This window comes from Streptosporangium sp. NPDC002721 (assembly GCF_042888905.1).
In the GTDB taxonomy this organism is placed as follows: domain Bacteria; phylum Actinomycetota; class Actinomycetes; order Streptosporangiales; family Streptosporangiaceae; genus Streptosporangium.
This window is the reverse complement of sequence record NZ_JBIAQI010000011.1, coordinates 129,727-154,483: the sequence shown is the minus strand read 5'-3', so window position 1 is coordinate 154,483 and position 24,757 is coordinate 129,727. Positions and strand designations below refer to the sequence as shown.

Genomic DNA, 24,757 nt, shown 5'->3' with positions numbered 1-24,757 from the left:
GGGCCCGTCAGTGGCCGAGGGACGGGAAGGGCCCGTCGCGGGCCGGAACCGAGGGTGGGGGTTCCGGCCCGAGACGGGCCCGGGTAATGCCTGGTCAGGTGGAGGCGGGCCGGGTCAGGCCGGGGCGTTCCACTTCTGGTTGGCGGTGCCGGTGCACTCCCAGATCTGCAGGCGGGTGCCGTTGGCGCTGGACTGGCCGGTGGCGTCCAGGCACTTGTTGGCGGCCGGGTTCACCAGATCCCGGGCCGAGGAGTTGTAGGCCCACCGCTGGGCGGCGGTGCCGTTGCAGTCGTAGAGCTGGATCTGCGCCCCGTTGGCGGTGGAGGCGGCGGTGACGTCCAGGCACTTGCCCAGGGCGCGCACGGTGCCGTCGGTGCCCAGGGTCCACTGCTGTGCGGCGGTGCCGTTGCAGTCGTACAGCTGGACGGGGGTGCCGTTGGCGCTGCTCGCCGCGGCGACGTCGACGCACTTGCCGCCGATACCGGTGATCTGTCCCGTACGGCCGCCGCCGGTGGGCGGGGCGTAGACACGGACGTAGTCGACGGTGAGCTGCTGCGGGAAGGTGGTCGAGGCGTCGGGCGAGCCGGGCCAGTTACCGCCGACGGCGAGGTTGAGGATCATGAAGAACGGGTGGTCGTAGACCCAGGGGTTGCCCCGCGTGTCGGCGGGGGTCTTCCTGGAGAACTGGACGCCGTCGACGTACCAGGTCACCGCGCCGGGCTCCCAGTCGACGGCGAAGGTGTGGAAGGCGTCGGCGAAGGCCTGGCCCGCGGGGAGGTTGTAGCTGCCGCTCAGCGGGCTGCCCCCCGAGTAGCCGGGGCCGTGGAGGCTGCCGAGCACCTGCCCGGGGACGGTGCCGACGTTCTCCATGATGTCGATCTCGCCGTTGGCGGGCCAGCCGGCCCCTCCGGTGCCGAGCATCCAGAACGCGGGCCACATGCCCTTGCCCCGGGGGAGCTTCATCCGCGCCTCGAAGCGGCCGTAGGCGCGGGTGAAGGTCGCGGCGGTGGTCAGCTTGCCCGAGGTGTACTCGCACGAGCCGTACCAGCAGCCGAGTCCCGCGGGGTTGCCCTTGCGCGCGGTGATGACCAGGTTGCCCGCGCCGTCGTGGGCGATGTTCTCGTTGCCCGCCGTGTAGTACTGCCGCTCGTTGTTCCCCCAGCCGCCGCCACCGACGTCCCGGCGCCACTTGGTGGTGTCGGGGCCGGTGCCGGAGGCGGCGTTGAACTCGTCCGACCACACGAGGGGGCCGGGCGCGGGGGCGGCGAGGGCGGTCTTCTGTACGGCCGCGGTCTGGGCGCCCGCCTGGGCGGGGACGAGCGTGGCGGGGCCGAGGGCGAGGAGCGTCGCGGCCAGGAGGCCGCCGATCCGGGCGAGCCGCGTCCGCGGGCGGCTCCGAGAGTGGCGTGGGCCGGGAAGGGCCGCCGGGCTGGTGGAGATCATCGGCTGTTCCTTTCGAGCCGGTGTCCGCTGGAAGGGGGGGCCACGTGCTAGAAGCCGGCCGTGATGCGGGTGAACTCCCAGTTGGGCTGGGAGATGCCGCTGCACTCGGAGCCCGCGTCGCCGCCGGGGCAGGGACGGTCGCGGTTGACCGCCCAGTAGGCCAGGCGGGTCAGGCCCTTGGACTTGGCCCAGTCACGGATCTGGGTCCAGGCCTGCGTGGTGGTCAGCTCGCCCTGGTCGGACAGGCCGTTCATGCCGGAGATGCCCATCCGGGCGTACGCCTGGGCGTCGGTCCAGCCGTTGGCGGCCTTGAGGGCGTTCTTCAGGCCCTCGGAGGAGCTGACGGTGGCGTTGTAGATGTTGGAGGCGCCGAAGTTGAACGGCATGATCGTGTAGTTGTCGATCGGCACGGCCAGCGCCTTGGCCTGGTTGATCAGGCGGATGCCGGTCGAGCTGGGGCCGTTGATCCCGGTGCCGATGGTGACGGCGATCTTGACGTTCGGGTTGTTCTGCTTGACGATCTTCAGGCCGTTGAGGATGCGGTCCTGGACGGTGAAGTTCTCGAACTCGTCGGTGTTCTCGATGTCGAAGTCGACGACCGCGGGGCCGACGGCGTTGATGACCTGCTGCACCGCGCCGGCGTAGGCGGCCGGGGTGGAGCAGTTCGGGCCGAGCTTGTTGCCCGACCAGCCGCCGAAGGAGACCTGCACGCTGCCGCCCGCGGCCTTGATCTGGTTGATCGCGGCCTGGTCGGTGCCGCCGGTGAGCGGCCTGGAGCCGTCCCAGCGCGGGGTGCAGCCGCCGCCGGACAGGATGAACGCCATGGTGAAGGACCTGATACCGGTGGTGTTCATGATCGTCGTCGGGCTCGGCGGGTTGCCCCAGCCCATGTAGAGGTAGGGGGCCGCGGCCATCTTGCCGGCGGGCGGGGGGTCGGTGGGCGGGTTGCCGCCGTCGCTCGGGGCGTTCCACTTCTGGTTGGCGGTGCCGGTGCAGGTCCAGATCTGCAGGCGGGTGCCGTTGGCGCTGGACTGGCCGGTGGCGTCCAGGCACTTGTTGGCGGCCGGGTTCACCAGGTCGTTCGCGGCGCTGTAGGTCCACTGCTGCGCGGCGGTGCCGTTGCAGTCGTAGAGCTGGATCTGCGCCCCGTTGGCGGTGGAGGCGGCGGTGACGTCCAGGCACTTGCCCAGGGCGCGCACGGTGCCGTCGCCGTTGCGGGTCCACTGCTGCGCCGAGCTGCCGTTGCAGTCGTACAGCTGGACGGCGGTGCCGTTGGCGCTGCTGGCCGCGGCGACGTCGACGCACTTGCCGCCGATGCCGGTGATCTGCCCGGTGGCGGCGGCGGCCGGGGACGCGGTCGTCACGCCGGCGAGGGCGAGGACGACGACGGTGAACATCCCACCGAGGGTGGTGGGGAGCTGCATACGACGGCGCCGGCGAGGCGACTGTCGGGTGTCCATGCGCGGACTTCCTTCCGTCTTAGGGAGGTGGCGCACGGGTGCCGCCACGCCCCGGACGGGGGCGCGGCACGCGCGTGACGCCACGACCCGTATCAGGGGGTGACATGCGGGTGGTGCCGAACGCGGCGAGCGTCCTTCCGCGAGCGGCCGCGCGGTGGCCCGGGAACGGGCCCGCCACACGGCGGCACGCGCTGCTCGGCGCGTCCCGGACCCTGCCGCGACGGATACGGCAGGGAGGACCGGGGGCCTTCACGGGCGGGAGGCGGCCAGCGCGCCTCCCGTCCGCTACGGGGTGGGTCAGGGTGGTGGGGCGGGCGTGGTCACCACGCCCACCGCCATCCGGCGTAGGGGGAGCGAGTCATGGGGGGTCCCTTCGCGGCAAGGTCTCGCTTGCCCGGGACCCTAGGCCAGCCTTCGTTCTCAAGTCAACGCAAGAAGTAAAAAAAGTGTCGGACCCTTCGGGGCCGTGCCCGCGCGAAACACCGTGGACCGGCGATGGACAGGAAAGTTTACTTACGGTCGAAGCCCTGAAGGGAACGGTCCATGAAGCGGTGCTGTCAGGGTCTCCTGTCAGGATCTTCGGCGGGAAATCTCCGGGCCGGTGGCGGGACCCCGGATCGGCGGCCGGGGGTCTCCGGGGCGGCAGCGGGAGGTCCCGGGCCGACGGCCGGGGAAGCGGGAGACCCGGTGCGGCGGTGGGGCGCTGCGAGGCCACGGGTGCCGTCCGTGGGTCGTCCGGGGGGCACTGCGAGGCCACGGTGCTCTCGTGGGCCGGCCGGGGCGTCGTATGGTCCGTGCCGCGCGTGTGGTTCCGGGTGTGTGGTTCCACCCCACGTGACAGGATGCCGTCAAGATCACCTGTGGGGTGGCGTTATTCATTGTCCTTCCCGACTTTTCGTATGGTGTGATGTCCGGGAAGTGGCGAGCCCTCCCGCGCGCCGCCCGGCGATCGACAGTGGAGTTTCGCTCATGCTTCGTGGAGACAGGGTTCTGCTCAGGGCCATCACCAAGGAGGACGCGGTCTCGCTCCACCGGTTGAACGAGGAGGTGGAGACGGCGGCCGGAGCCACGACGTCGCCCTGGGTCCCCGAGACGGTCGACCAGGTGGTCGCCTACTACGAGGGGCGCAAGCCCGACCCGGCCAACGTCGGCTTCGCCGTCCAGGCCATCTCCTCCGGGGACCTGCTCGGGACCGGCAGCGTCTGGGGGATCGACACCCTCAACCGCAACGGGCACCTGGGCATCTCGCTGCTCCCCGAGGCGCGCGGCCACGGGTACGCCCCCGACGCGCTCAGGCTGCTGTGCGACTACGCCTTCCGCATCCGGGGCCTGCACCGGCTTGGCCTGGAGACGCTGGTCACCAACAGCGCGATGATCGCCGCTGCCGAGAAGACCGGCTTCCGGCGCGAGGGCACGCTCCGCGCCCACGCCTGGGTGGCCGGGTCCTTCGTCGACGAGGCGCTGTTCGGCCTCCTCGCCTCCGAGTTCCACGACCCGCGCACCACGAAGGAGCTGTGAGTGATGAGGACCTGGCTTCCGGTCGGCCTCGGCGTCCTGCTCGTCCTGGCGGGCGGCGTCTGGGCCCTGCAGGGCCTCGGTTACGTGGGCGGCAGCTCCATGAGCGGCGCGCGGGAGTGGTTCTGGATCGGCCTGGCCACCGTCGCCGTCGGCCTCGTCCTGGCCCTCTCCGCCCTCCGCCGGGGCCGCCGCCCCCGGTAGGTCGTTCTCGCACCGGGTAACGGCACGGCCACCGCAGAGAAGGCGGTGGCCGTGCCGGTCGCGGGGCGGATGCTCAGCGTTTGCCGCCGGAGCCGTCGAGTCCGGCGCGGCGCAGCGCGTCGGCCATCGCGCCGCTCGGCGCGTTGCGCTGCCGGTCGCCGCCACCCTGACGCTGCCGGTCGCCGCGCCCCTGACCGCCACCTTGGCCGCCCTGGCCGCCGCCCTGTCCGCCGCGTCCCTGCCCGCCGCCCTGGCCACCGCGCCTGCCGCCGCCGTCGCCCTGCCGCTGTCCGCCGCCCTGCTGGTCGCGCTGGTCGCGCGGCCCGCGGGGTCCCGAGGGCTTGACGTCGTCCTCCAGCCGGAGGGTGAGCGAGATGCGCTTGCGCGGGATGTCGACGTCGAGCACCTTCACCCGGACGATGTCACCGGGCTTGACCACCTCGCGCGGGTCCTTGACGAAGTTGTGCGACAGCGCCGACACGTGGACCAGGCCGTCCTGGTGCACGCCGACGTCGACGAACGCGCCGAAGGCGGCGACGTTGGTGACCACGCCCTCCAGCAGCATGCCGGGCGTGAGGTCGGAGAGCTTCTCCACGCCCTCCTTGAAGGTCGCGGTCTTGAAGGCGGGACGCGGGTCGCGGCCCGGCTTCTCCAGCTCGGCGAGGATGTCGGTGACGGTCGGCAGGCCGAAGGTGTCGTCCACGAACTCCTGCGGGCGCAGCGCCCTCAGCGCCGTACCGTTGCCGATCAGGGACGCGAGGTCGCCGCCGGTGCTCTTCAGGATGCGCCGCACCACAGGGTACGACTCCGGGTGCACGCTGGAGGTGTCGAGCGGGTCGTCGCCGTCGCGGATGCGCAGGAAGCCCGCGCACTGCTCGAAGGCCTTCGGGCCGAGCCGGGGCACCTCCTTCAGCGCCTTGCGGGAGCGGAACGGGCCGTTGGCGTCGCGGTGCTGGACGATGTTCTCCGCGAGCCCGGAGCCGATGCCGGAGACCCGGGTGAGCAGCGGAGCCGAGGCGGTGTTGACGTCGACGCCGACCGCGTTCACGCAGTCCTCCACCACGGCGTCGAGCGAGCGGGAGAGCTTGGTCTCGGCGAGGTCGTGCTGGTACTGGCCGACGCCGATCGACTTGGGGTCGATCTTGACCAGCTCGGCCAGCGGGTCCTGCAGCCGCCTGGCGATCGACACGGCGCCGCGCAGCGACACGTCCATGCCGGGCAGCTCCTGCGAGGCGAACGCGGAGGCGGAGTAGACAGAGGCCCCGGCCTCGGACACCACGATCTTGGTCAGCCCGGGGACCAGCTTCACCAGCTCGCCCGCGAGCTTGTCGGTCTCGCGGGAGGCGGTGCCGTTGCCGATGGAGACGAGCTCCACGTCGTGCTTCTTCGCCAGCGCGGCGAGGGTGGCCAGCGACTGGTCCCACTGGCGGCGCGGCTCGTGGGGGTAGATCGTGTCGGTGGCCAGCACCTTGCCGGTCGCGTCGACCACCGCGACCTTCACGCCGGTGCGCAGACCGGGGTCCAGGCCCATGGTCGCGCGGCTCCCGGCGGGCGCGGCGAGCAGCAGGTCGCGCAGGTTGGCGGCGAACACGCGCACCGCCTCCTCCTCGGCGGCCTGCCACATGCGCATCCGCAGGTCGATGCCGAGGTGGACGAGGACGCGGGTGCGCCAGGCCCAGCGGACGGTGTCGGCGAGCCACGCGTCGGCGGGCCGCCCCTGGTCGGAGATGCCGAAGTGGTGCGCGATGCGGCCCTCGTAGGTGCCGGTGGGCTCCGGCTCGGGCTCCAGCGTGAGGGTGAGGACCTCCTCCTTCTCGCCGCGGAACATCGCCAGGATCCGGTGGGAGGGCAGCTTGGTGAACGGCTCGGCGAAGTCGAAGTAGTCGGAGAACTTGGCGCCCCCCTCCTCCTTGCCCTCGCGGACCGCCGCGACCAGGCGGCCCTTCGTCCACATCCGCTCGCGCAGCTCGCCGACCAGGTCGGCGTCCTCGCCGAACCGCTCGACCAGGATCGCGCGGGCACCCTCCAGCGCGGCGGCCGCGTCGGCCACCCCCTCGCCGACGAACGCCTCCGCCGCGGCCCGCGGATCGACCGACGGGTCGGCGAGCAGGCCGTCGGCGAGCGGTTCGAGCCCCGCCTCCCTGGCGATCTGCGCCTTGGTCCGCCGCTTGGGCTTGTACGGAAGGTAGATGTCCTCCAGGCGGGCCTTGGAGTCGGCCGCCAGGATCTGCGCCCGCAGGGCGTCGTCGAGCTTGCCCTGGCCCTGGATCGACTCCAGGATCGCGGTGCGTCGCTCCTCCAGCTCCCGCAGGTAACGCAGCCGCTCCTCCAGCGTGCGCAGCTGCGTGTCGTCGAGCATCTCGGTGGCTTCCTTGCGGTAGCGGGCGATGAACGGCACGGTGGCTCCGCCGTCGAGCAGGTCCACCGCCGCACTCACCTGTCGCTCGCGCACACCCAGCTCTTCGGCGATCCGCTGATGAATAGACGTGGTCACGATCTCTCTTCCTCTGTGATGGCGGTCTCCAAGCTACCGCCTCACCCCCCTGGCGGGCCGGGGAGCCGGAGGGACGAATCACACGAGAGCCGGAAAAGAAGAACGTGGCCGTACCGGGATGGGGACGGTCAGGGCAGCACCTCGAGGTTGGGGGTGAGCCGGGTCCACTCGACGGTGGCCCCGGCCGCGTTGCCGCCGGGGGTGCCGGTCACCCAGTGCGTGAGCTGCGGGTTCTCCCTGCTGTCCTGGACGACCCAGGTCGCCCCGGTGTCGGCGCCGTCCCTGAACAGGCGGGCCGTCCCGGCGCTGTCCACCCGTACCGTCCAGGTCGCCGTCCGGCCCGCCGTGTCCAGCGAGTGGACCTTCTCCCAGACGGCGGACCCCTTGCGCATCGTCCAGACCCCGCTCCGCTGCACGGTCAGCATGAGCCGCCTGGCGCCGTTGGCCACCTTCACGCCGAGGCAGACCCCGTTGCCGGTACGCGGGTCGAGCGCGCTGTCGTCGTCCACCCGGCCGCGGAACTCCAGGGTGAAGTCGCATCCCTTCGAGGCGTCGAGGGGGAAGGAGGCCCGGCACGCCGCGGTGCCGGTGCTCCTGAGCCGCAGCCCGCCACCGGCGCCCCCGGCGCCACTGACGACCCGCGCGCCGCCGCCCAGCGTCCAGCCCCTCGCGTTCGCGCCGGTGGTCCAGTCGCCCGCGGCGAGGGGCGCGCCGGAGACGGGACGGGTGATGTCGAGCCTGGCGACCTTGATGTTGGTCTGGTTGTGCTCCCAGACGACGAAGAACCGGCCGGGTTCGTACTCGTCGGCGCTGGGGTAGACGTCCCATCCCCGGGCCGCGCCCTTCGTCAGCCGGGGGCTGTCGGCGAAGAGCCGCGCCGGCTCCCACGGCTCGCCGGGCCGCCTGACCTTGTAGTAGAGCACCTCCCGGTACTGGTCGGGCTTGCTCGCCGAGGAGCCGGTGAACGGCCCGGCCAGCGTGTTGAAGATGGCCAGGTGGCGGCCCGCCGAGTCGCGCGTGAAGAACGTCTTGACGTAGTAGTTGGGCAGGTCCGGGTCCAGCCTCAGCGGCGACCACGTCAGCCCGCCGTCGGTGCTGGTCGCCGTGGCGCTGTGGGCGGCGCCGGTGCGGTAGCGGGCGTCGCGCGCCGCCGCCGAGGTGCCGCTCCGCAGGTCCAGGGCGCGCGTCACCATCACGAGCGTCCCTGTGTCGTCCCGGGCGGGCGCGATCTGCGGCTCCTCGATCGCCACCCCCGGAGGGTTCTCCGCGATCGCGCCGGAGGTCCAGTTCACCAGGTCGGCCGAGCGCAGCACGCCCGCCCTGTTCGTGCCGCCCGCGTGCCGCCAGTACGGCACCAGCCACACGCCGCCGTGCCGCAGCGGCCTGCCCGCGACGACCACGCCCCTGCCGTTGTCCGGCACGTCGACGGTGACGGGGAAGGCGGTCCACGTACGGCCGCCGTCGGTGCTCCTTTTGACGACCAGCGAGGTGGGGAAGCCGTCGACGTCGCCCTCCCGGTCGCGGTCGCGCTCGACGGAGATCTGGCCGAGCAGCGCGTACAGCGTGCCCGCGTCGTTGAGGAAGATCACGTAGTGGTAGCGGGTCGTGGCGGTGGCGGCGGCCAGCGTTCCCGTCGTCCAGGTCAGGCCGCCGTCCTGCGAGCGGGCGTACAGGATGGAGCCCTGGTCGGTCGGGGCCGGGTCCCGCGCGTCCGCGACCCCGGCCCGCCAGGCGACCACCAGCCGCCGCTCGTCCAGGGCGACGATGTCGGGAACCCGGTTGCCCTCGTGGGCGAGCTCCCCGTCGGGACTCCTGTCCACCGTGCCGTACACGGTGACGGGACGGCTGACGTCCGATCCGACGATCTCGGTTTCCGGCCACGGCATGGATCACAGCGAACAGGGGGCGGATGGACGGGAGGTTACCGGGGGGTGAAACCCGCCCGGCCTTCGTCCTCCCGGATCCCGTCCGGTCAAGGGCTTGGGACGGGAATGTCCGGCGAATGAAAACCGTTATCGTCTGCATCGTGTGATCCCCGACCCGGGAATCGCGTGATCCCCGACCCGAGAGGAGCCGACCGTGGCCAGGAACGAGGTGCGCTCAGTGATCAGGCTGAGGTCCACCGCGGGCACCGGTTTCACCTACGTGACCCGCAAGAACCGGCGTAACGACCCCGACCGGCTCACCCTCGCCAAGTACGACCCGATCATCCGCCGGCACGTCTCTTTCCGAGAGGACAGATAGTTATGAAGAAGGACATCCACCCCGACTACCACCCGGTCGTCTTCCGCGACCCGAGTGCCGGGTTCGCCTTCCTGACCCGTTCGACCGTCACCAGCCGCAAGACCGTCGAGTGGGAGGACGGCAACGTCTACCCGCTGGTCGACGTCGACGTCTCCTCGGCGAGCCACCCCTTCTACACCGGGCGCAGCCGGGTCGTCGACACGGCGGGGCGCGTCGAGCGCTTCAAGCAGCGCTACGGGAAGGGCTGACGCCGGCCGGTCCGGTTTTGATCAGGCCGGGCCGGTTCTCTCTAGCCGCAGGTGATCTCTGTGAAGGTCGGGGGAGTGGCGGCGGCCCCCACGAAGCCGATGTCGGAGACGGTCTCCCCCGGCGGCAGCGACGGCTTCTCCGGGGGAGCGTGCAGCATCGCGACGGGGCCGCTCTGCATGTGGGTGCCGTTCCAGGACTGCCTGAAGGTCGCCTCGATGGGCTGCATCCACTGGATGTACCAGCCGTGCATCGGCTTGCCGGTGGTGTTGCTGATCGTCGCGGTTCCCCGGTAGCCGCCCGGCCACGACTCGACCAGGGTGACCGTCGCCCGGCACCTCTTGGATGCCGGCAGGGGGCTCGAGTGGGCGGTTCCACCGGCGAGCGGGGAGGCCGGGGGTGCCGAGGCGTCCTCGCGGACGGACGGGGTCGCCAGGGCCGCCGGAGCCGCCGGGGTCGTGCGGTGGGAGGGCGGGTGCGCTGCCGCGTGCCCGCCCTCCGGCGTCCGCCCGGCGCAGGCCACCACGATCAGGGCCGCCGCCGCTCCGAGCGGGACGAGGCCCAGCAGCCGCGCGATCTTCGTGGTGGGGGGCACGGGACTCCCTTCCGCCCTTCACGAGGGCGCGCCGGTGGTGGGCGGGACGGGCGAGATGGGGACGGGCGCGGGTCGGTCCCCGCCGGGTGTGCGGTACCGGCGGGGACCGCGTCCCGCTAGGGGCTGGTACAGGTGACGGACGGGGAACCGCTGGTGCCCGTGCCGGTGAATCCGAAGGTGGTCGAGGCGCCGCCCGCTATCGTGCGGTTCCATTCGGCGGGCTTGGCCGTGACGGTGGACCCGGACGTGGTGTGCGTGGCGCTCCACAGGCTGTTCACCGCGCTGCCGCTGTTGAGCGTCCAGCTCGCCGTCCAGCCGTTGATGGCGGCCGTGCCCGTGTTCCTCACGGTCACCTCGGCCTGGAAGCCGCCCGACCAGGAGCTGATGGTCCGGTAGGCGGCGGTGCACGCCCCGCCGGGGCCGGGCGTCGGCGTCACGGTCGGGGTGGGAGTCGGGGTCGGGGTCGGGTCGTTGCCGCCCGTCCGGCCGAGACCGGTCACCTCGCCGTTACCACCGTCGAAGACGACGTCGGAGCAGTTGTAGAACGTCTCCGCGCTGTCCGAGCGCTTCCACACCGAGTAGATGATGTGGCGGCCGGACTTGCCCGACGGGAGCCTGGCGTTCCAGTAGTAGTGGGCGTCGTTGGTACCCGGCGAGCCGACGCTCTGCGGGTGGTCGGCCGTGTGGAAGGGCTCGCTCTCCAGGTCGTCCCAGGTGAGCGCCCGGTTGGGGTTCCAGCCGTCCTTGGTGATGTAGAGGTAGAACCAGCCGGGGTGCGCGGCCCACTTGTTGTACGTGAACTGGATGTTCGCGCCCGAGGTCAGGTGCGTCACCGGCCAGTTGGCGCTCGGCAGGTCGTACCCGCTGTAGCCGGGGTTGCCGCCGCTGCAGGCCTGGCCGTCGGGGATGAACCCGCGCGTCCGCCCGGCACCGTCGGAGCGCAGCAGGCTGAACCAGTTGTACAGCGAATTGGCCCCGCTCTGGGCCACCGCCGCCGAGCACGCCTGGTTGATGGGCACGATGTTCCCCTGCGGGGAGAGGCCGTCCTTCCAACAGAAGAAGGTCCGGCTGCCGGGCGTCATCATGGCGCCGTGCGCCGAGGCCGGCAGGGGGACGAGGACGACGGCAAGTAGCGCGGTCATGAACGTGACCACACCGGCGACGGCCATACTTCGCCATTTACTCACAGAATTACCCTCCCTTTCGAGGGGTGACGAGTCGCTGATCAATGGCGGTGAGGCGCTCACGCGAGACGGACTCTAGGTCGCCGATCCCGGGGTGTAAACGGAGTGCCTTTCCCGCGACGTGTCAGCGGCTCGTCGTACCAGCTCAGGGAGGGGGTACGGCGGTTTTGCGAGATGAAAGGTTCACGGCCGGAGCATGGCCCCGTGAGGTTTTCCGGGGCGGTCTTCCCGGGTGGTCTTCGCGGGAGGTGGGAGAACGCCGCACGGCGGGACGGAAGGCCGGCCGGAGGGGTTTCCGGCCGGTCCTCGCCGTGGAATCGGGCCCGGTACGGTCATGGTGTTTCCCGCGACGGTCGAGGCGTGTTCCTCGCGACGGTCAGAGGGTGTTCCCCGCCGCGGCCTTCTCCAGGGCGGGGCCGGAGAGCCGGTACCTGTCCCACTCGCCGAGCGGTTCCGCGCCGATCGCCCGGTAGAAGTCGATGGCCGGGGTGTTCCAGTCGAGCACCGACCACTCGAAACGGCCATAGCCGCGCTCCACGCAGATGCCCGCCAGCGTGGCGAGCAGCTTCTTGCCGTACCCGCCACCCCGGTGGTCGGGGTGGACGAAGAGGTCCTCCAGGTAGATCCCGTGGGTGCCGAGCCAGGTCGAGTAGGAGACGAACCAGATCGCGAACCCGGCGACCTCCTCCCCGTCGGCGGCGATGTGGCAGAACACGCTGGGGGAGGGGCCGAAGAGCGTCTCGTGGAGCATGTCGGGGGTGTTCACGACCTCGTCCAGCGCTCTCTCGTACTCCGCGAGTCCACGGATCATGTCGATGATCGCCGGGACGTCGTCCGGCGTTGCGGGGCGAATCATGCTCGAAGTCTAGGCGCGGGCGGAGATCGGCTCGGTTCGAAAAAAGGACTTTTGGTGATAAAAGCTGTTATATGGGGCCGCTTGGCTGGACAGAGGGCTCCTCCCGTAGGTTGTCTGCTGATCGAAGTGCGGGTCGTTGAGAGAGGTGGGGCAGCATGTCGACAGAGCCCAACGGGGATCGGCTGGTGGAGCTCAGGCAGGCGTTCGCGGCCATCGACACCGATGGCGACGGGTTCATCACGGAGCGGGAGTTCGCGGAGCACTTCCCCGCCCTGCCCGCCGAGGCCATCGGGTCGCTGAACCAGAGCGGTGACTCCGACGGCGACGGCCGGTTCTCGTTCGAGGAGTTCGTCCGCCTGGTCTCCCGCGACTGACCCGCCCCCGCTCCCGGAACCGGCCTCCTCGCGCGCAGCCGGAACAGGCGGCCCCTTCCGGGAGCGGGAGCGGGGTCAGCGCGGGACGGGGACGACCCCGTCGGAGATCTCGCGCAGCGACTCCTCGACGGTGGAGTCGATGGGGAACGCCTCCCGCAGCCTGGTCAGGTCGAGCAGGCGGCCGAGGAATCCGTGCACGCCGACGAGGCGCAGCCAGCCTTTCCGTTCGTAGGCGCGCCGCAGGCTCGTCAGCAGCACCCAGATGCCCGTGGAGTCGCAGAATCCCAGCCCTGTCGTGTCGACGACCAGGCAGACGTGGCCGCGTCTCATGAAATCCGCGAGCCTCTCCTCCAGCAGGGGTGCCGAGGACTTGTCCAGATCGCCATTCAGAGTCACCACGGAGAAGTGGGGACGCGCGTCCACAGTGACGGAAAGTCGAGTCATATCGCCCCGCTGTCTACGGCAGTTGGAGACAGCGCCCTGTCGGGAGCCGTACGAAGGACGGGTGCCATTGGCCCCACCGTACGCCCGTGGCTCATGACAGTACAACAAGCGATTGCGAACCGCCGCCGGTCAGGAAGCCCGGTGACCGGCCGCCGGGAACCCGGCCCGGGACGCCCCCGCCCCAGGTCGTCGCGGCCGGACGCCCCGCCCCGGAGGCCCGCGCGGAGCGGCGGACGACGGCCGCCACGACGCGCCGTTTGTCCCACCCGGCCCCGGGCACGCCAGGGGGATGGGAACCACTGACCGGGCGGTGCTCACCGTCAACGCGGGATCGTCGAGCCTCCAACTCCACCTCGTCCGGGACGGCGAGGTCCTGCGCACCGAGCACAGCGAGCGGAGCCCCGACCCCGAGACGGCCGGACGGGCGATCGCGGACTTCCTCGACGCCGCCCCCGGCGCGGACCTCGCCGCGGTCGGCCACCGCCTCGTCCACGGAGGCGAGGCCGTACGGGAGCCGACGGTCGTGGACGACGGCGTGCTGGAGGCGGTGCGGGAGTACGCCGACCTCGCCCCGCTGCACGTGCCGCCCGCCCTCGCGCTCGTCGAGGCCGCCCGGCGCGAGCTGCCCGACGTCCCGCACGTGCTCTGCCCCGACACCGCCTTCCACGCCGGGCTTCCCGACAGCGCCGCCACCTACGCGCTGCCCGCGGAGTGGAGGAGCCGCTACGGCCTGCGCCGCTACGGCTTCCACGGTTTGTCGTACGCCTGGGCGCTGGAACGGGCCGCGAAGTTGCTCGACCGGCCCGCCGCGACCCTCCAGGTCGTCCTGGCCCACCTCGGCGGGGGTTCCTCGGTGTGCGCCGTCCGCGAGGGCCGCAGCGTGGACACCTCGATGGGGTTCACCCCGCTGGAGGGGGTCCCGATGAGCAAGCGGTCGGGGAGCGTCGATCCCGGCATGCTGCTGTGGCTGCTGTCCGGTTCCCGGCTCACGCTCGACGAGTTGCGCGACGGCCTGGAACAGCGGTCGGGGCTGCTCGGGCTCTCGGGCGGGAAGTCGGGCGACACCAGGGAACTGGTCGCCTCCGGGGATCCCGCGGCCGCGCTGGCGCTGGAGGTGTTCGAGCACCGGGTGAGCCGGGAGATCGCCGCCGCCGCGACGAGCCTGGACCGGCTCGACGCGCTCGTGTTCACCGGGGAGATCGGCTGGGACCAGCCGGAGGTCCGCGAGGCCGTCTGCCGCGGGCTCTCGCTGCTCGGTGTCGAGCCGCCCGCCCGTACCGGCCTCGACGCCGACGGCGCGGTCAGCGCGCCCGGCGCGTCCGTGCCCGTGCTGGTGGTCCGGCCGAGAGAGGAACTGCAACTCGCCCGCGAGACCCTCGGTGCCATCAGCGCGTCCGGCGCGTCCGGCGTGTCCGGCACGCCCGGCTGACGTCCGCGGGGCGGCCCGCCCCTTCCGTGTCCCTGCCGGGAGGGGACGGGGCGGGCCGTCACGCTGATCGCGGAGACGATGGACCGGTGTGTCCCGCCACGGGGATCCCGTCCTGCGAGCGGTCGCCGAGATACTAGGAGGCGGCCACCGAGGCCGAGACCGGCTGCCCGGCCGAGAGCGTCTGCCGCATCGGCTTGCCGACGGTACGCGCCGCGCCGGGGCTCTCCGGTGCCTCCTGGACGTCCGCGGGGTTGATCCGGCCGCCGTGCTCGTCGTGGTGGTCCGCGTCCGCGTCGTCGAACCACACGCCGCCGTCCGCGAGGTAGCGGAAGCGGATGGGCTGCCGTGCGGGGACCATCAGGCTCACCTGGTAGGTGCCGTCGTCCCTGCGTTGCATGGGATGGGCGTAGGGGTCCCAGTCGTTGAAGTCGCCGACCAGCGAGACCCCTCCGACGGTAGGGCTCTCCGCTATGCTGAAAGTCAGCTTGACCTGGCCGTTCTTGGTCGGCTTACCGCGCTTGATCACTGAAATCCTCCTGACATCACTGTCTCCGTGCGTAACGTGCCGTGATCTTGGTTGCGGAAAGACGTGAAGATCACGCCAACTACCGGATCGCGCCGACATGGACGTGACGCGACCAGGAGGCCGACGCCCAGTCACGGCCGAGCCGTCGATCCATATGGATCGTTACCGCCTGTAGCGGCAGGACAACCCGGACAGACCGATATTTGATCGGCATCACGTCCGACCTTGACCCGGCCATGATGGTTGACCGGCCCTGTCCGGGGACGGGCGCGCGTCGGCCAGGATGGTGGGGTGAACATACGGCCGATCTCCCCGTCGTCGCTGGTGGAGGAACTCGCTGACCGGGTCACCGCGAACCCCCGGGACTCCTGGGTGCGCGTCGCGCTCGACGGGGCTCCGGCGGCGCGGCCGGAGGACCTCGCCGCCGCGCTGGCCGACCCGCTCCGGCTCCGCGGCCGGGAGGTGCTCCACGTCTCCACCGCCGACTTCCTGCGCCCGGCCTCGCTCCGCTTCGAGTACGGCCGGACCGACCCCGACTCCTTCTACGCCGACTGGTTCGACTACGGGGGACTGGCCAGGGAGGTCCTGAGACCGCTCGACCCCGGCCGGTCGGGGAAGGTGCTGCCCACGCTGTGGGACAGCGCCGTCGACAGGGCCACCCGCGCCCCCTACGTCACGGTCCCGCCTGGCGGGGTGCTGCTGCTGTCCGGGCCCCTGCTGCTGGGCCGGGACCTGCCGTTCGAGCTGACCGTGCACCTGAGGCTCTCGCCGGGCGCGCTCGCCCGGCGCACCCCGCAGGAGCGGCGCTGGACGCTGCCCGCCTACGCGCGCTACGAGGAGGAGGTGACCCCGGCGGAGGTCGCGGACGTGGTCGTCCGCGTCGACGACCCGAGACATCCGGCCCTGGTCACACCGTCATGACCCCTCTCAGGACGGGCCGGGCGAGGGGATGAGCGAACGCCGAAGCGGGGCGCGTCCCCCGGACACGCCCTGCCTCCGATCGCCCGGCGGTGGCGCTAGATCCCCGCGCGCGAGGGCATCCTGCCCTCGGAGTACGAGCCGCTGAACGACTCCTGCTCGATGGAGGACCGCATCTCCTCGCGGGTCTCCTCCATGCGCAGCGCGATTCCCATCGCGAAGAAGGTCGGCGCCCACTCGCCGATGAAGATCCCCCAGCGGTCCGCCCGGTCGACCCCCGCGCTCTCCTTCGAGTTCGACGTGAACCACACCGCGACCGACGCGCCGATCGAGGCGAGCCCGGCGACGTACATCATGCTGGACTTCACGCCCATTTTGTGAAGCATATTGATCATTTCATCCCCCTGATGATGGTTCGTTCTTATGGTTACCCCGGGAGGTCATGGATAACCGAATGTGACGAACCGCAGGTGGTGGGCCCTGTGGATGTGAGGGCCCCGCCGCCCTATGTCGTCCCGCGGGGGTGCACGCCGTTCCGCTCGTCCCCCTCGCCGAGGCGTTCGAGGAGGTCCCGGCGCCTGGCTTCGAGCTCGCCGACGAGGTTCTCCTGCTCGTCGGCCTGGTTGATCATCATCGACCGCTCGGTGGAGTCGGTGGGGCCGATCTCCCCGACCTGCCGGCGCAACTCGGCGACCTCGGCACGCAGTCTTTCCAGGTCCTCGTCAACCTGCCGTAGTTCATCCTGAAGGCTCATTGACTGTCCATACCCCTGCTTCCGGCCTCGACTCCACGGGCCCGGCCGTACCCCGTCCGCCCGGTGGCGGGAACCCGGTGGGCCCGGCCGGTGTACCTCCCGCATGAGACGAATCCTTCTCCTTCTGGCGCTCGTCGTCCCCCTGCTGGCCCTCGGCGCCCCGGCGCGGGCGGGGGGCTGGGCGCTCACCGTGATGGACCCGGTCCCGGAGACGAGCCCGGACACGACGTACACCCTCGGCTTCTGGCTCCTCCAGCACGGCACCCACCCGTACGTGGGCGACGACCTTAGGGAGGTCGCGCTGAGGTTCACCGACGGCGAGAAGAGCCTCAAGGTCACCGGCGTGGAGCTGAAGGAACCCGCCCACTACGCCGCCGCGATCTCCCTGCCCAAGGGCACCTGGGAGGTGGAGGCGATCCAGGGCTGGTTCGGGACCTACCCGATCGGCACCCTGACCGTGCCCGGCCGGCTGAAGGTCGCCCCGGTTCCCAAGGAGTTCAGGCAGATGATCGCCAACCAGCCGCCGAGGAAGGATCCCTGGGGCGCGATCCGCCCGCCGAGCGTCCCCCTCGGCGACGTCACTCCCGGCGTCCCGCCCTCCAGGGCCGCCGACCCCACGCCCGTCGCCACTCCGGCGGCGGCGCCCGCCGGAGGCTCACCGGGGGAGACGACCACCGTCGCGATCGTGGACCAGGGATCCTGGTGGCGGCCCTCGTACGCGGTGGTGGCGCTTCTGGGGGTCGCCGTTCTCACGGGTCTCGCCTACCGGGTACGGCGTCGCTGACCGCCGGGGCGGGTGCGGCGAGGCCGATCGCCGGGGCGGTGGGTCCTGCGCGTGCTTAGGGTCACCCGTGCTTCGGGTCGGTGGAGCGTCAGCGGAGCAGGGATCTCGCCGTCGGCGTCAGGTTCAGCCGCTCGGGAGGAGCGATCAGTCGCGCCGACAGCGCGGGGAGGACCTCCCGCGTCCACGTCGCCGAACGTGCGAGCCGTTCGGCGTGCTCGTCGTACCGTTCCCGGTTCGCGAAGGCGGAGAACCACACGAAGACGTCCTCGCCGGTCCGTACCGGAAGGGTGGGGTAGGTGTTCTCGGCGTGTTCGGTCCGCAGGCGGGCCAGCGGGGTGGCGCCCGTCCCCGCCAGCAGCGGCGCCACCCTGTCGTCGAAGAACCGGGCGAACTCGTCGCCGGAGGTGTTCGGATGACAGACGGCCGCGGTGAACAGCGGCTCGCCCGCCGGGGGAGCACCGCCCGCCGGAGGGCGGACGGCGTCAGAGAGGTCGAAGCCCGCTCCCGGGTCCGCCGGGCGCAGCAGCAGGACGTCGTCCGAGTCGATCATCGTCCCGTTGGCCTCGTCGCGGTGGGCCTTCCACACCGGTCCCCCGTAGAAGGCCGCCAGCGCCTCGGCCCGCGACTCCATGTCGCGGAAGCCGCGCAGCCAGACGAACCCGTCCGGGTCGTCCCGGTCGTGGAACTGGCCGAGGACGCGCATGCCCACGGCCTCCTGGGACTCGACGAACTCCCTGTCGAACAGGGTGACCAGGTCGTCCCTCCTGCCGGGGCGCAGCGTGTATCGCCTCAGTTCGAGGATCGGGCAGCAGGTCTTCCCCGCCTGCCCGTGACGGGCGTCGTTCTTCACCGTGGTCGGTCCTTCCCGGAACTGCTCAGTGGTGCCCGCATGCTGGGAGCGGGTCACTGACACCGCGTGTCAGTGACCCGCTCCCGTGGCGGGGCCGCCACCGCCGTGTCCGGTGTGTCCGGTGTGTCCGGTGTGTTCGGCCGGTCGGAGCACGAAGCCCGTGACACGCGAGGTGTCACGGGCTCCCTGCCGATACTCCTGACTCCTGTGGATGTCAGTCGTCGTCCTGGCCGTCCTGGCCGTCCTGGCCGTCCTGGCCGTCCTGGTCGTTCTGGTCGTCGGCGTCGTCATCGGTGTCGTTGGCGTCATCGGCGGCGTCGGCGGCCCGCTCGGCGGCGGTCTCGGTCTCCTGGTCCTGCTCCAGGATCGCGCCGCTGGTGGCGTCGATGTCGAACTCGTGCTCGACGTCACCCTGGAGCAGCTCGACCTCCCAGCTGGTGGGGGTCTCGTCGCCGTCGAACTCGGCCTTGACGAGCTTGGCGCCGGGCACCTTGTCCTGAGCGATCTTGATGGCCGCGTCCCGCTTGACCTTGGCCTCCGCCTCGCCGGGTGCGGGGGTCGCGGGAGCGGTCCGGGTCCCGGGCGTCTCGTTCACCGGTGCGGGGGTGGTGGCCGTACCGCTGGGTGCCGGGGTGGGCGTCGCGGTTCCGGCGAAGGCTACCGCGCCACCCCCGGAGACGACGGCGAGGAGTCCGGCGGCGGCGATGGTGAGTTTCGTCGTGTTTCGCATGTCCCCAAGCTTGCCGAGCCTCCCGTTAGGGGCACGCTGCGGAAACCCTAAAGGCAGGTTAAGGCCGCCGGGCCCCGTCTCTTCGCCCTCGCCGGCATCCGAAGGGCGACCGCGAGAACATCGCGAATGGGGTCTTGTCGAAGCGCGGCCGGAGGATCACTGTCGGAGGCAGGGGGGTTCCAACCCTGGAGGATCGCCATGACTGAAGTCACCCGGTCCCACCCGCTCGGAGTCAGCCGCCCGGATCTCGCCGTGGCGGACCTGCCGGAGCCCGAGGAGGTCTTCGGAGTCTCCCGGCTCGGCAAGAAGGAGCTGTTCAAGTACGCCGTCGGTCCCAGCCTCATCGCGCTCGGCATCTCCATCGGCAGCGGCGAGTGGCTGCTGGGGCCGCAGGCCGTCGGCCAGTACGGGTTCGTCGGGGTGGGCTGGGTCATCCTGGTCTCGGCCGTCCTGCAGACCTTCTACAACGTCGAGTGCTCGCGCTACGTCCTGGCCACCGGTGAGTCGCCGGTGGTCGGCTGGGGGCGGGTCCCGCCCGGGTTCAAGCTCTGGGTGCCGCTCTCGGTCTTCGTCGTCGTCTTCGCGTTCATCGCCGGGGGCTGGGCCGCCTCCGCCGGGCAGGGCGTCTACGCGCTCGTCCACGGGGAGGTCGCGCCCGCCGGGGCCGAGGAGCCCCGGCTGTGGGCGATCGGCCTGCTCCTGCTCGTCTTCCTCATCACCGCCGCCGCCCGCAGGATCAGCCGGGCCCTGGAACTCGCCAACTGGGGCATGGTCGGCGCGATCCTGGTCGGGCTGCTGGTCATCGACCTGTTCGTGGTGCCGTTCGAGATCTGGTGGGACGCGATCCGCGGCTTCGTCACCCCCGCGGCGCCACCCGCGGGGATCACCGCCACCCAGCTCGGCGCGCTGGCCGGGTTCACCGCGCTCGCCTCCGGGCTGAACTGGTACGTCATGGGCCACTACCGTGACAAGGGCTACGGCATGGGCTACCGGACCGGGTTCATCGCCGGGATGCGCGGGCCGAGGAGCGAGTTGCTGGCCAGCGGCGTGACCTTCCCGGACGACGAGGCCAACGCGGGCCGCTGGCGCCGCTGGTACCGCCTACTGATGATCGACATGTGGGGCGTCTTCTTCGTCGGGGCCGTCCTCGGGATGCTGCTGCCCACCATCCTGATGTCCAGGGCGGTCGAGCTGTCCGGCGAGCGGCCGACCCAGGAGAACGTCCCGACGTTCGTGGCCAGCGCCCTGGGCGACGAGTACGGCCAGGCCATGTTCGTCGGCGCGCTGATCCTGGGCGTGCTGATCCTCTTCTCCACGCAGCTCGGCATCTTCGAGGCGATGGTCAGGGTGGTGACCGACGCCGCCCACGCCACCAGCCCCCGGCTGCGGGTGCTCATCGAGGGCGACCCCCGCAGGTTCTACTACCCGTTCATGTTCGGGCTGCTGGTGGTCATCGCCGTCGTGCTGCACCTGGCGCTCCCGGTGAGCCTGGTGCAGTGGTCGGCCAACATGTCCAACCTGGGCGCGCTGATCTATCCGTTCATGCTCATGTACCTCAACGCCAGGTTGCCCCGCCCGGCGCGTCCCCGCTGGTGGCACTACGTGATCCTGGCACTGAACTTCCTGTTCTTCGGGTTCTTCTTCGTCAACTTCATCGCCGACTTCATCGGAGACCCGCTGGTCACCTTCTGACACCCCTGTTCTCGCGCCCCCGTGCCGGACCTCCGGCCCGGGGGCGCGGCGCGCCTGTGAGGAGAGAGCCGGGTGAACCCGGCCCGCCGGTCCTGCGTACCTGCCGGTGAAAGCGACCTCGAACCGGTGGCGCGAGGCCGGGCCCGAGCCGTGGTCCGGCTCGCGGCCGGGCGCGAGCCGCCGTCGTGCCCGCACGCCCTCGTGCCCGTACGTCCTCGATGACGCGGATCTCCACGCTGGAAGGATTGGGATGGACGACATCACGGCCTCCGTCGGGACTCTTCGCCCCCGCTCCGAAGCCTCGCACCCCCCGCCCCCCTCGTGTCCCTCGTGGTGCGAGCGCGAGCACTCCACCATGTACGTCACCCACGCGGCCGACGTCGCCGAGCTGCGCAACCCCGACGGGTCCACGGTGACCGTCACGCTCTCCCAGCACGTCCAGCCGGGGTACGTGGGGGAGCGGGTGGTGCGTGTCTACACCTGCCTCGGTGATGAGACCGGCATCGCCGACCTGTCGCCGGACTCCGCCGAGTCGGTCGGGCGTTCGATCGTCGGCTTCTCCCCCGACGGGCCCATGCGCGCGTACGGCCTCGCCCTGCAACGGGCCGCCGCCTACCTGCTGCTCTCCGGGCTGGAGGTGTCCCGCGACGGGGAGGACGCGGCGAGGCCGGTCAGGGAGCCCGGCGAGTCCTCAGCCGAGTCGCTCTCGCAGGAGAGGCTGTTCAGGATCGCGTTCCTGTCCGGCTACCTCAACGTGACGAGGGCGCCGGAACCGTTGAGCGGGGGCATGGTCGAGCGCCGTCTCAGCCGCGTGCTGTCGCCGAGGGAGACGAGCGAGCTGTGCGACATCGTGCGCGGCATGCTGTCGCGCCGCGCCGCCGCGAGCCGGGGAACCCTCCACGACGACACTCACGGGGACACTCACGGGGACACTCACGGGGACACTCACGGGGACACTCACGGGGACACTCACGGGGACACTCACGGGGACACTCACGGTGACGCGCGCAGGGATGTTCACGGCGACGCGTACGACCTCGCGTCCGGACTGTAGCCCCCAGGGGTTTCGGACACGGTCTGCCGGGCGGGAAAGCAGCGACAAAGGAGATTTGTGTCGATCTGCACTTGCGGTTGCAAGTGCAGAAGCAAGTGCGTGCGTGGCGGAGCTGTGCGAAACGCGTCGTATATGTGAAACTGTGGCACCGTAGGAAAGGTGCGACAGGGAGCCCACATGGCCGGACAGACCGCGGAAGACAGCGGTGAGCAAGGCGGCGTCCTCACACACACGCGCGGTGGCGGCCCCACCATCCTGCGGATTCTCCTGGGTGCCCAGCTGCGGAGGCTGCGCGTCGCCAAGGACATCACCCGCGAGCAGGCCGGCTACGCCATCCGCGCCTCCCACGCCAAGATCAGCCGGTTGGAGCTCGGAAGGGTCGGCTTCAAGGAACGCGATGTCGCGGACCTGCTGACGATGTACGGGGTGACCGATACCCGGGAAAGGGCTCCGCTGCTCACGCTGGCCCGCCAGGCCAACGCCCCCGGCTGGTGGCACAAGTACGGGGACCTGCTGCCCGACTGGTTCCAGGTCTACGTCGGGCTCGAAGAGGCCGCCTCGATCGTCCGGACCTACGAGGTGCAGTTCATTCCCGGCCTCCTGCAGAGTCCCGAGTACGCACGGGCCGTCATCATGCTCGTGCACGGCTCCGCCACCGCGGACGAGGTCGACCGCCGCGTCGCGCTCCGCATGGCCCGCCAGGAGCGCCTGACCAGGCCGGACGCCCCGACGCTCTGGGCCGTGATGGACGAGGCCGTGCTGCGGAGGCCCATCGGCGGGCCCCGGGTGCTGCGCGCGCAGATCGACCACCTGCTCGACGTCGTCGAGAGGCCCAACGTCAGGCTGCAGATCATGCCGTTCGAGCGGGGTGGCCACGCCGCGGCCGGTGGCCCGTTCTCCATCCTGCGCTTCCCCGAGCGGGACCTGCCCGACGTGGTCTACCTGGAGCAGCTGACGAGCGCCCTCTACGTGGACAAGCTCGAGGAGACCGACCACTACATGCAGGTCATGGACCGTCTGTGCATCCAGGCGTACTCCGTCTCCGAGAGCAAGCGGTTCCTGAGCGAGCTCCGCGGGGAGCTTCCTGACTGACCAGGCCTGGCGGGGTCTCAGGGGGAATCGTGATGTCCGGCGACGGGGAGTTTCCTTGTCCGGTTAATAGACGAAATATCGGTTCATGATCTGAAAGCACTGATCGCTCGTCTACCATGCGGGAAAGACGTGGTGAAGGCGAGGATATGACTGAGCACGAGCAGGCTCCGCCGGGAATCGACCCTACGGTCCCGAGTGTGGCTCGTATGTACGACTACTACCTGGGGGGTAAGGACAACTTCGCCTCCGACCGGATCGCCGGTGAGAAGATCGTCGAGCTGGTCCCCAATGTCAAGGACGTCGCGCGCTCCAACCGCGCCTTCCTCGGGCGCACCGTGCGGCATCTCGCCGCCGCGGGGATCCGCCAGTTCATCGACATCGGCACGGGCCTGCCGACGCAGGAGAACGTGCACCAGGTCGTCCTGCGCGAGGCGCCCGACTCCCGGATCGTGTACGTCGACAACGACCCCATCGTGCTCGTCCACGCCCGCGCGCTGCTCGCCGACAACGCGCAGACCGTCGTGATCCCCGGTGACCTGCGGGAGCCTGAGGCGATCCTCGACCACCCGGACGTCCGTGAGCGCATCGACTTCGACCAGCCGGTCGCCGTCCTCATGGTGTCCATCCTGCACTTCGTCGCCGACGACGAGGAGGTCTCCGGCATCGCGGCCTCCTTCGGGAAGCGGCTGGTCTCCGGCAGCCACGTGGTGATCTCCCACGTCACCTCGGGCGACCTCACCGAGGAGCAGGTGCGCCAGGGCCGCGGCGTCTACGGTACGACCACCGCGGGCGGCATCTTCCCCCGTACCCTCACCCAGATCCGAGGTCTGTTCGACGGGCTGGAGATGCTCGAACCCGGCCTGGTGCCCGTCTACGACTGGCGGCCCGAATCCGGCGACGTCGTCATCCCCCCGGGAGCCGGAGCCGTCACCGTGGGAGCCGTCGGGCGCGTCCCGTAGGGATCGATCGCCTTACTCCGTCCGCGTTTCTCCCCGGGAGCGCGGGCGGGGATCTTCCGGACGCCGTCCGGGTCTCTCCAGGTCTTTCCGGGTCTCTCCGGGCGCCTTCGGCCGACACCGGGCCGGGGAACGGTGAACCCGCCCGAGCCGGTGAGCGTATCTGAAGGATGTTGACACATTCGTGCCGGACCGGTGTCGCCAGGAACGCCCGGGCGGTCGCCACGGTGATCCTCGCCCTGTCCTTCTCCGTCGCCTGCAGCGCGGACCAGCCCCCGGCCGCTCCCGCCGCCGCGGCCGGAGCCGCCGCCCCCGCGGGCCCGCCTCCGACCGTCGAGCAGCTCGCCAAGAAGGTCGACTGCAAGCCCAAGATCCAGGTCGACGCGGTCGACATCCGGACGGGAGCCTGCAAGACCCCTGTCGGGCAGTTCTTCATCAGCACCTTCGTCACCCAGTCCGGCAAGGACCAGTGGATGGACCAGGCGCCGGAGTACAACCCCCACCTGGTCGGGGAGCTGTGGACCGTCCTCGGCGCCAGGAAGGTCCTGGACGAGCTGCGCGTGACGCTCGGCGGGGACCTGCACCTGACCGACCACCGGGTCACCCCGACCCCTACGCCACCCGCCGGGTGACCCCGCCTCCCCACGCCATCCACGGGGTGATTCCGACCTCCATGTCACCCATCGGGTGACCCCGACCTCCATGTCACCCATCGGGTGACCCCGACCCCCACGTCACCCGCAGGGTGATTCCTCCGCCGGGCCGTCCGCGGGGTGATTCCTCCCCGACGCCGCCCGCGAGGTGACGAGCGCGGTCGGGGCGCGGCCCGCTCTTCGCACATCTCCTTGGCGCCGGGGCGGCCCGCGCCGGCGGGGAGGAGGGGGGGCCGGGCCCCCCGCCCCCCCCCACCCCC

The 24,757-nt window shown here is 71.1% G+C and carries 26 protein-coding genes; 13 read left to right on the top strand and 13 right to left on the bottom strand.

The window, feature by feature from the left end:
- Nucleotides 1-114: 114 nt before the first annotated feature.
- Nucleotides 115-1,443 carry a ricin-type beta-trefoil lectin domain protein gene (locus ACFYWM_RS17565; RefSeq protein ID WP_389915620.1) on the bottom strand — a complete coding sequence of 443 codons (1,329 nt, stop codon included), beginning with the start codon at nucleotides 1,441-1,443 and terminating at the stop codon, nucleotides 115-117.
- Between the two features lie 47 nt (nucleotides 1,444-1,490).
- Nucleotides 1,491-2,903 carry a ricin-type beta-trefoil lectin domain protein gene (locus ACFYWM_RS17560; protein WP_389915617.1) on the bottom strand — a complete coding sequence of 471 codons (1,413 nt, stop codon included), beginning with the start codon at nucleotides 2,901-2,903 and terminating at the stop codon, nucleotides 1,491-1,493.
- Nucleotides 2,904-3,872: 969 nt separating this feature from the next.
- On the opposite strand from ACFYWM_RS17560, the gene ACFYWM_RS17555 reads away from it, so the two are divergent.
- Both ACFYWM_RS17555 and ACFYWM_RS17550 read left to right on the top strand, forming a co-directional pair.
- Nucleotides 3,873-4,421 carry a GNAT family N-acetyltransferase gene (locus ACFYWM_RS17555; protein ID WP_389915614.1) on the top strand — a complete coding sequence of 183 codons (549 nt, stop codon included), beginning with the start codon at nucleotides 3,873-3,875 and terminating at the stop codon, nucleotides 4,419-4,421.
- 3 nt (nucleotides 4,422-4,424) lie between these two features.
- A complete protein-coding gene (locus ACFYWM_RS17550; RefSeq protein WP_389915612.1) occupies nucleotides 4,425-4,622 on the top strand; it encodes a hypothetical protein in 198 nt (65 codons plus the stop codon).
- Between the two features lie 73 nt (nucleotides 4,623-4,695).
- Here ACFYWM_RS17550 and ACFYWM_RS17545 read toward each other — a convergent pair whose 3' ends face one another.
- Both ACFYWM_RS17545 and ACFYWM_RS17540 read right to left on the bottom strand, forming a co-directional pair.
- A complete protein-coding gene (locus ACFYWM_RS17545; protein ID WP_389915609.1) occupies nucleotides 4,696-7,116 on the bottom strand; it encodes a Tex family protein in 2,421 nt (806 codons plus the stop codon).
- Nucleotides 7,117-7,244: 128 nt separating this feature from the next.
- Nucleotides 7,245-9,002: a sialidase family protein gene (locus ACFYWM_RS17540; protein WP_389915606.1), complete on the bottom strand. Its 1,758-nt coding sequence runs from the start codon at nucleotides 9,000-9,002 to the stop codon at nucleotides 7,245-7,247.
- 193 nt (nucleotides 9,003-9,195) lie between these two features.
- On the opposite strand from ACFYWM_RS17540, the gene rpmG reads away from it, so the two are divergent.
- Nucleotides 9,196-9,360: a 50S ribosomal protein L33 gene (gene rpmG / locus ACFYWM_RS17535; RefSeq protein WP_389915603.1), complete on the top strand. Its 165-nt coding sequence runs from the start codon at nucleotides 9,196-9,198 to the stop codon at nucleotides 9,358-9,360.
- 2 nt (nucleotides 9,361-9,362) lie between these two features.
- Nucleotides 9,363-9,608, top strand: a complete 246-nt coding sequence (locus tag ACFYWM_RS17530; protein ID WP_389915600.1) for a type B 50S ribosomal protein L31 — start codon at nucleotides 9,363-9,365, stop codon at nucleotides 9,606-9,608.
- Between the two features lie 41 nt (nucleotides 9,609-9,649).
- Here ACFYWM_RS17530 and ACFYWM_RS17525 read toward each other — a convergent pair whose 3' ends face one another.
- The 3 genes from ACFYWM_RS17525 to ACFYWM_RS17515 form a co-directional block, all read right to left on the bottom strand.
- The gene (locus ACFYWM_RS17525) at nucleotides 9,650-10,201 is read right to left on the bottom strand and encodes a cellulose binding domain-containing protein (RefSeq protein ID WP_389915597.1); all 552 of its coding nucleotides are present in this window, start codon (nucleotides 10,199-10,201) and stop codon (nucleotides 9,650-9,652) included.
- Nucleotides 10,202-10,317: 116 nt separating this feature from the next.
- Entirely contained in the window at nucleotides 10,318-11,343 is a 1,026-nt protein-coding gene (locus ACFYWM_RS17520; protein ID WP_389915595.1) for a lytic polysaccharide monooxygenase, read from the bottom strand.
- 418 nt (nucleotides 11,344-11,761) lie between these two features.
- The gene (locus ACFYWM_RS17515; RefSeq protein WP_389915591.1) at nucleotides 11,762-12,241 is read right to left on the bottom strand and encodes a GNAT family N-acetyltransferase; all 480 of its coding nucleotides are present in this window, start codon (nucleotides 12,239-12,241) and stop codon (nucleotides 11,762-11,764) included.
- 155 nt (nucleotides 12,242-12,396) lie between these two features.
- Between ACFYWM_RS17515 and ACFYWM_RS17510 the strand changes: the two genes are divergently transcribed.
- A complete protein-coding gene (locus ACFYWM_RS17510) occupies nucleotides 12,397-12,615 on the top strand; it encodes an EF-hand domain-containing protein (RefSeq protein WP_389915588.1) in 219 nt (72 codons plus the stop codon).
- Between the two features lie 75 nt (nucleotides 12,616-12,690).
- Here ACFYWM_RS17510 and ACFYWM_RS17505 read toward each other — a convergent pair whose 3' ends face one another.
- A complete protein-coding gene (locus ACFYWM_RS17505; RefSeq protein WP_389915585.1) occupies nucleotides 12,691-13,059 on the bottom strand; it encodes an STAS domain-containing protein in 369 nt (122 codons plus the stop codon).
- A 289-nt stretch (nucleotides 13,060-13,348) separates the two neighbouring features.
- On the opposite strand from ACFYWM_RS17505, the gene ACFYWM_RS17500 reads away from it, so the two are divergent.
- Nucleotides 13,349-14,488: an acetate/propionate family kinase gene (locus ACFYWM_RS17500; RefSeq protein WP_389915583.1), complete on the top strand. Its 1,140-nt coding sequence runs from the start codon at nucleotides 13,349-13,351 to the stop codon at nucleotides 14,486-14,488.
- 133 nt (nucleotides 14,489-14,621) lie between these two features.
- Here ACFYWM_RS17500 and ACFYWM_RS17495 read toward each other — a convergent pair whose 3' ends face one another.
- The gene (locus ACFYWM_RS17495; RefSeq protein ID WP_389915580.1) at nucleotides 14,622-15,014 is read right to left on the bottom strand and encodes an isoamylase early set domain-containing protein; all 393 of its coding nucleotides are present in this window, start codon (nucleotides 15,012-15,014) and stop codon (nucleotides 14,622-14,624) included.
- Between the two features lie 291 nt (nucleotides 15,015-15,305).
- Here ACFYWM_RS17495 and ACFYWM_RS17490 point away from each other — a divergent pair, with 291 nt between their 5' ends.
- A complete protein-coding gene (locus ACFYWM_RS17490; protein ID WP_389915577.1) occupies nucleotides 15,306-15,935 on the top strand; it encodes a uridine kinase in 630 nt (209 codons plus the stop codon).
- Nucleotides 15,936-16,030: 95 nt separating this feature from the next.
- On the opposite strand, the gene ACFYWM_RS17485 is transcribed toward ACFYWM_RS17490, so the two are convergent.
- Both ACFYWM_RS17485 and ACFYWM_RS17480 read right to left on the bottom strand, forming a co-directional pair.
- Nucleotides 16,031-16,306 (bottom strand): hypothetical protein, encoded by a 276-nt coding sequence (locus ACFYWM_RS17485; protein ID WP_389915574.1) that lies wholly within the window; start codon nucleotides 16,304-16,306, stop codon nucleotides 16,031-16,033.
- A gap of 131 nt (nucleotides 16,307-16,437) precedes the next feature.
- Entirely contained in the window at nucleotides 16,438-16,686 is a 249-nt protein-coding gene (locus ACFYWM_RS17480) for a hypothetical protein (RefSeq protein ID WP_389915572.1), read from the bottom strand.
- Nucleotides 16,687-16,789: 103 nt separating this feature from the next.
- Here ACFYWM_RS17480 and ACFYWM_RS17475 point away from each other — a divergent pair, with 103 nt between their 5' ends.
- Entirely contained in the window at nucleotides 16,790-17,470 is a 681-nt protein-coding gene (locus ACFYWM_RS17475) for a hypothetical protein (RefSeq protein WP_389915569.1), read from the top strand.
- Nucleotides 17,471-17,558: 88 nt separating this feature from the next.
- Here ACFYWM_RS17475 and ACFYWM_RS17470 read toward each other — a convergent pair whose 3' ends face one another.
- Both ACFYWM_RS17470 and ACFYWM_RS17465 read right to left on the bottom strand, forming a co-directional pair.
- Nucleotides 17,559-18,320 (bottom strand): NIPSNAP family protein, encoded by a 762-nt coding sequence (locus tag ACFYWM_RS17470; RefSeq protein WP_389915566.1) that lies wholly within the window; start codon nucleotides 18,318-18,320, stop codon nucleotides 17,559-17,561.
- Between the two features lie 214 nt (nucleotides 18,321-18,534).
- Nucleotides 18,535-19,050, bottom strand: a complete 516-nt coding sequence (locus ACFYWM_RS17465) for a PepSY domain-containing protein (protein WP_389915563.1) — start codon at nucleotides 19,048-19,050, stop codon at nucleotides 18,535-18,537.
- 198 nt (nucleotides 19,051-19,248) lie between these two features.
- Here ACFYWM_RS17465 and ACFYWM_RS17460 point away from each other — a divergent pair, with 198 nt between their 5' ends.
- The 5 genes from ACFYWM_RS17460 to ACFYWM_RS17440 all read left to right on the top strand — a co-directional run bounded on the left by ACFYWM_RS17460 (nucleotide 19,249) and on the right by ACFYWM_RS17440 (nucleotide 24,476).
- Nucleotides 19,249-20,742, top strand: coding sequence for an Nramp family divalent metal transporter (locus tag ACFYWM_RS17460; RefSeq protein WP_389915560.1), 1,494 nt, complete (start codon nucleotides 19,249-19,251; stop codon nucleotides 20,740-20,742).
- Nucleotides 20,743-20,992: 250 nt separating this feature from the next.
- Nucleotides 20,993-21,796 (top strand): hypothetical protein, encoded by an 804-nt coding sequence (locus tag ACFYWM_RS17455; RefSeq protein ID WP_389915557.1) that lies wholly within the window; start codon nucleotides 20,993-20,995, stop codon nucleotides 21,794-21,796.
- 177 nt (nucleotides 21,797-21,973) lie between these two features.
- A complete protein-coding gene (locus ACFYWM_RS17450) occupies nucleotides 21,974-22,888 on the top strand; it encodes a helix-turn-helix domain-containing protein (RefSeq protein WP_389915554.1) in 915 nt (304 codons plus the stop codon).
- 116 nt (nucleotides 22,889-23,004) lie between these two features.
- Nucleotides 23,005-23,847, top strand: a complete 843-nt coding sequence (locus ACFYWM_RS17445) for an SAM-dependent methyltransferase (protein WP_389915551.1) — start codon at nucleotides 23,005-23,007, stop codon at nucleotides 23,845-23,847.
- 167 nt (nucleotides 23,848-24,014) lie between these two features.
- Entirely contained in the window at nucleotides 24,015-24,476 is a 462-nt protein-coding gene (locus ACFYWM_RS17440) for a hypothetical protein (protein ID WP_389915549.1), read from the top strand.
- Nucleotides 24,477-24,757 lie beyond the last annotated feature (281 nt).

Coding starts and splice junctions, on each gene's coding strand:
- ACFYWM_RS17505 (WP_389915585.1), bottom strand. CDS start 13,059: ATGACTCGACTTTCCGTCACTGTGGACGCGCGTCCCCACTTCTCCGTG.
- ACFYWM_RS17455 (WP_389915557.1), top strand. CDS start 20,993: ATGGACGACATCACGGCCTCCGTCGGGACTCTTCGCCCCCGCTCCGAA.
- ACFYWM_RS17480 (WP_389915572.1), bottom strand. CDS start 16,686: ATGAGCCTTCAGGATGAACTACGGCAGGTTGACGAGGACCTGGAAAGA.
- ACFYWM_RS17475 (WP_389915569.1), top strand. CDS start 16,790: ATGAGACGAATCCTTCTCCTTCTGGCGCTCGTCGTCCCCCTGCTGGCC.
- ACFYWM_RS17520 (WP_389915595.1), bottom strand. CDS start 11,343: ATGACCGCGCTACTTGCCGTCGTCCTCGTCCCCCTGCCGGCCTCGGCG.
- ACFYWM_RS17445 (WP_389915551.1), top strand. CDS start 23,005: ATGCGGGAAAGACGTGGTGAAGGCGAGGATATGACTGAGCACGAGCAG.
- ACFYWM_RS17515 (WP_389915591.1), bottom strand. CDS start 12,241: ATGATTCGCCCCGCAACGCCGGACGACGTCCCGGCGATCATCGACATG.
- ACFYWM_RS17540 (WP_389915606.1), bottom strand. CDS start 9,002: ATGCCGTGGCCGGAAACCGAGATCGTCGGATCGGACGTCAGCCGTCCC.
- ACFYWM_RS17485 (WP_389915574.1), bottom strand. CDS start 16,306: ATGGGCGTGAAGTCCAGCATGATGTACGTCGCCGGGCTCGCCTCGATC.
- ACFYWM_RS17565 (WP_389915620.1), bottom strand. CDS start 1,443: ATGATCTCCACCAGCCCGGCGGCCCTTCCCGGCCCACGCCACTCTCGG.
- ACFYWM_RS17510 (WP_389915588.1), top strand. CDS start 12,397: ATGTCGACAGAGCCCAACGGGGATCGGCTGGTGGAGCTCAGGCAGGCG.
- ACFYWM_RS17560 (WP_389915617.1), bottom strand. CDS start 2,903: ATGGACACCCGACAGTCGCCTCGCCGGCGCCGTCGTATGCAGCTCCCC.
- ACFYWM_RS17465 (WP_389915563.1), bottom strand. CDS start 19,050: ATGCGAAACACGACGAAACTCACCATCGCCGCCGCCGGACTCCTCGCC.
- ACFYWM_RS17555 (WP_389915614.1), top strand. CDS start 3,873: ATGCTTCGTGGAGACAGGGTTCTGCTCAGGGCCATCACCAAGGAGGAC.
- ACFYWM_RS17450 (WP_389915554.1), top strand. CDS start 21,974: ATGGCCGGACAGACCGCGGAAGACAGCGGTGAGCAAGGCGGCGTCCTC.
- ACFYWM_RS17530 (WP_389915600.1), top strand. CDS start 9,363: ATGAAGAAGGACATCCACCCCGACTACCACCCGGTCGTCTTCCGCGAC.
- ACFYWM_RS17460 (WP_389915560.1), top strand. CDS start 19,249: ATGACTGAAGTCACCCGGTCCCACCCGCTCGGAGTCAGCCGCCCGGAT.
- ACFYWM_RS17500 (WP_389915583.1), top strand. CDS start 13,349: ATGGGAACCACTGACCGGGCGGTGCTCACCGTCAACGCGGGATCGTCG.
- ACFYWM_RS17550 (WP_389915612.1), top strand. CDS start 4,425: ATGAGGACCTGGCTTCCGGTCGGCCTCGGCGTCCTGCTCGTCCTGGCG.
- ACFYWM_RS17440 (WP_389915549.1), top strand. CDS start 24,015: ATGTTGACACATTCGTGCCGGACCGGTGTCGCCAGGAACGCCCGGGCG.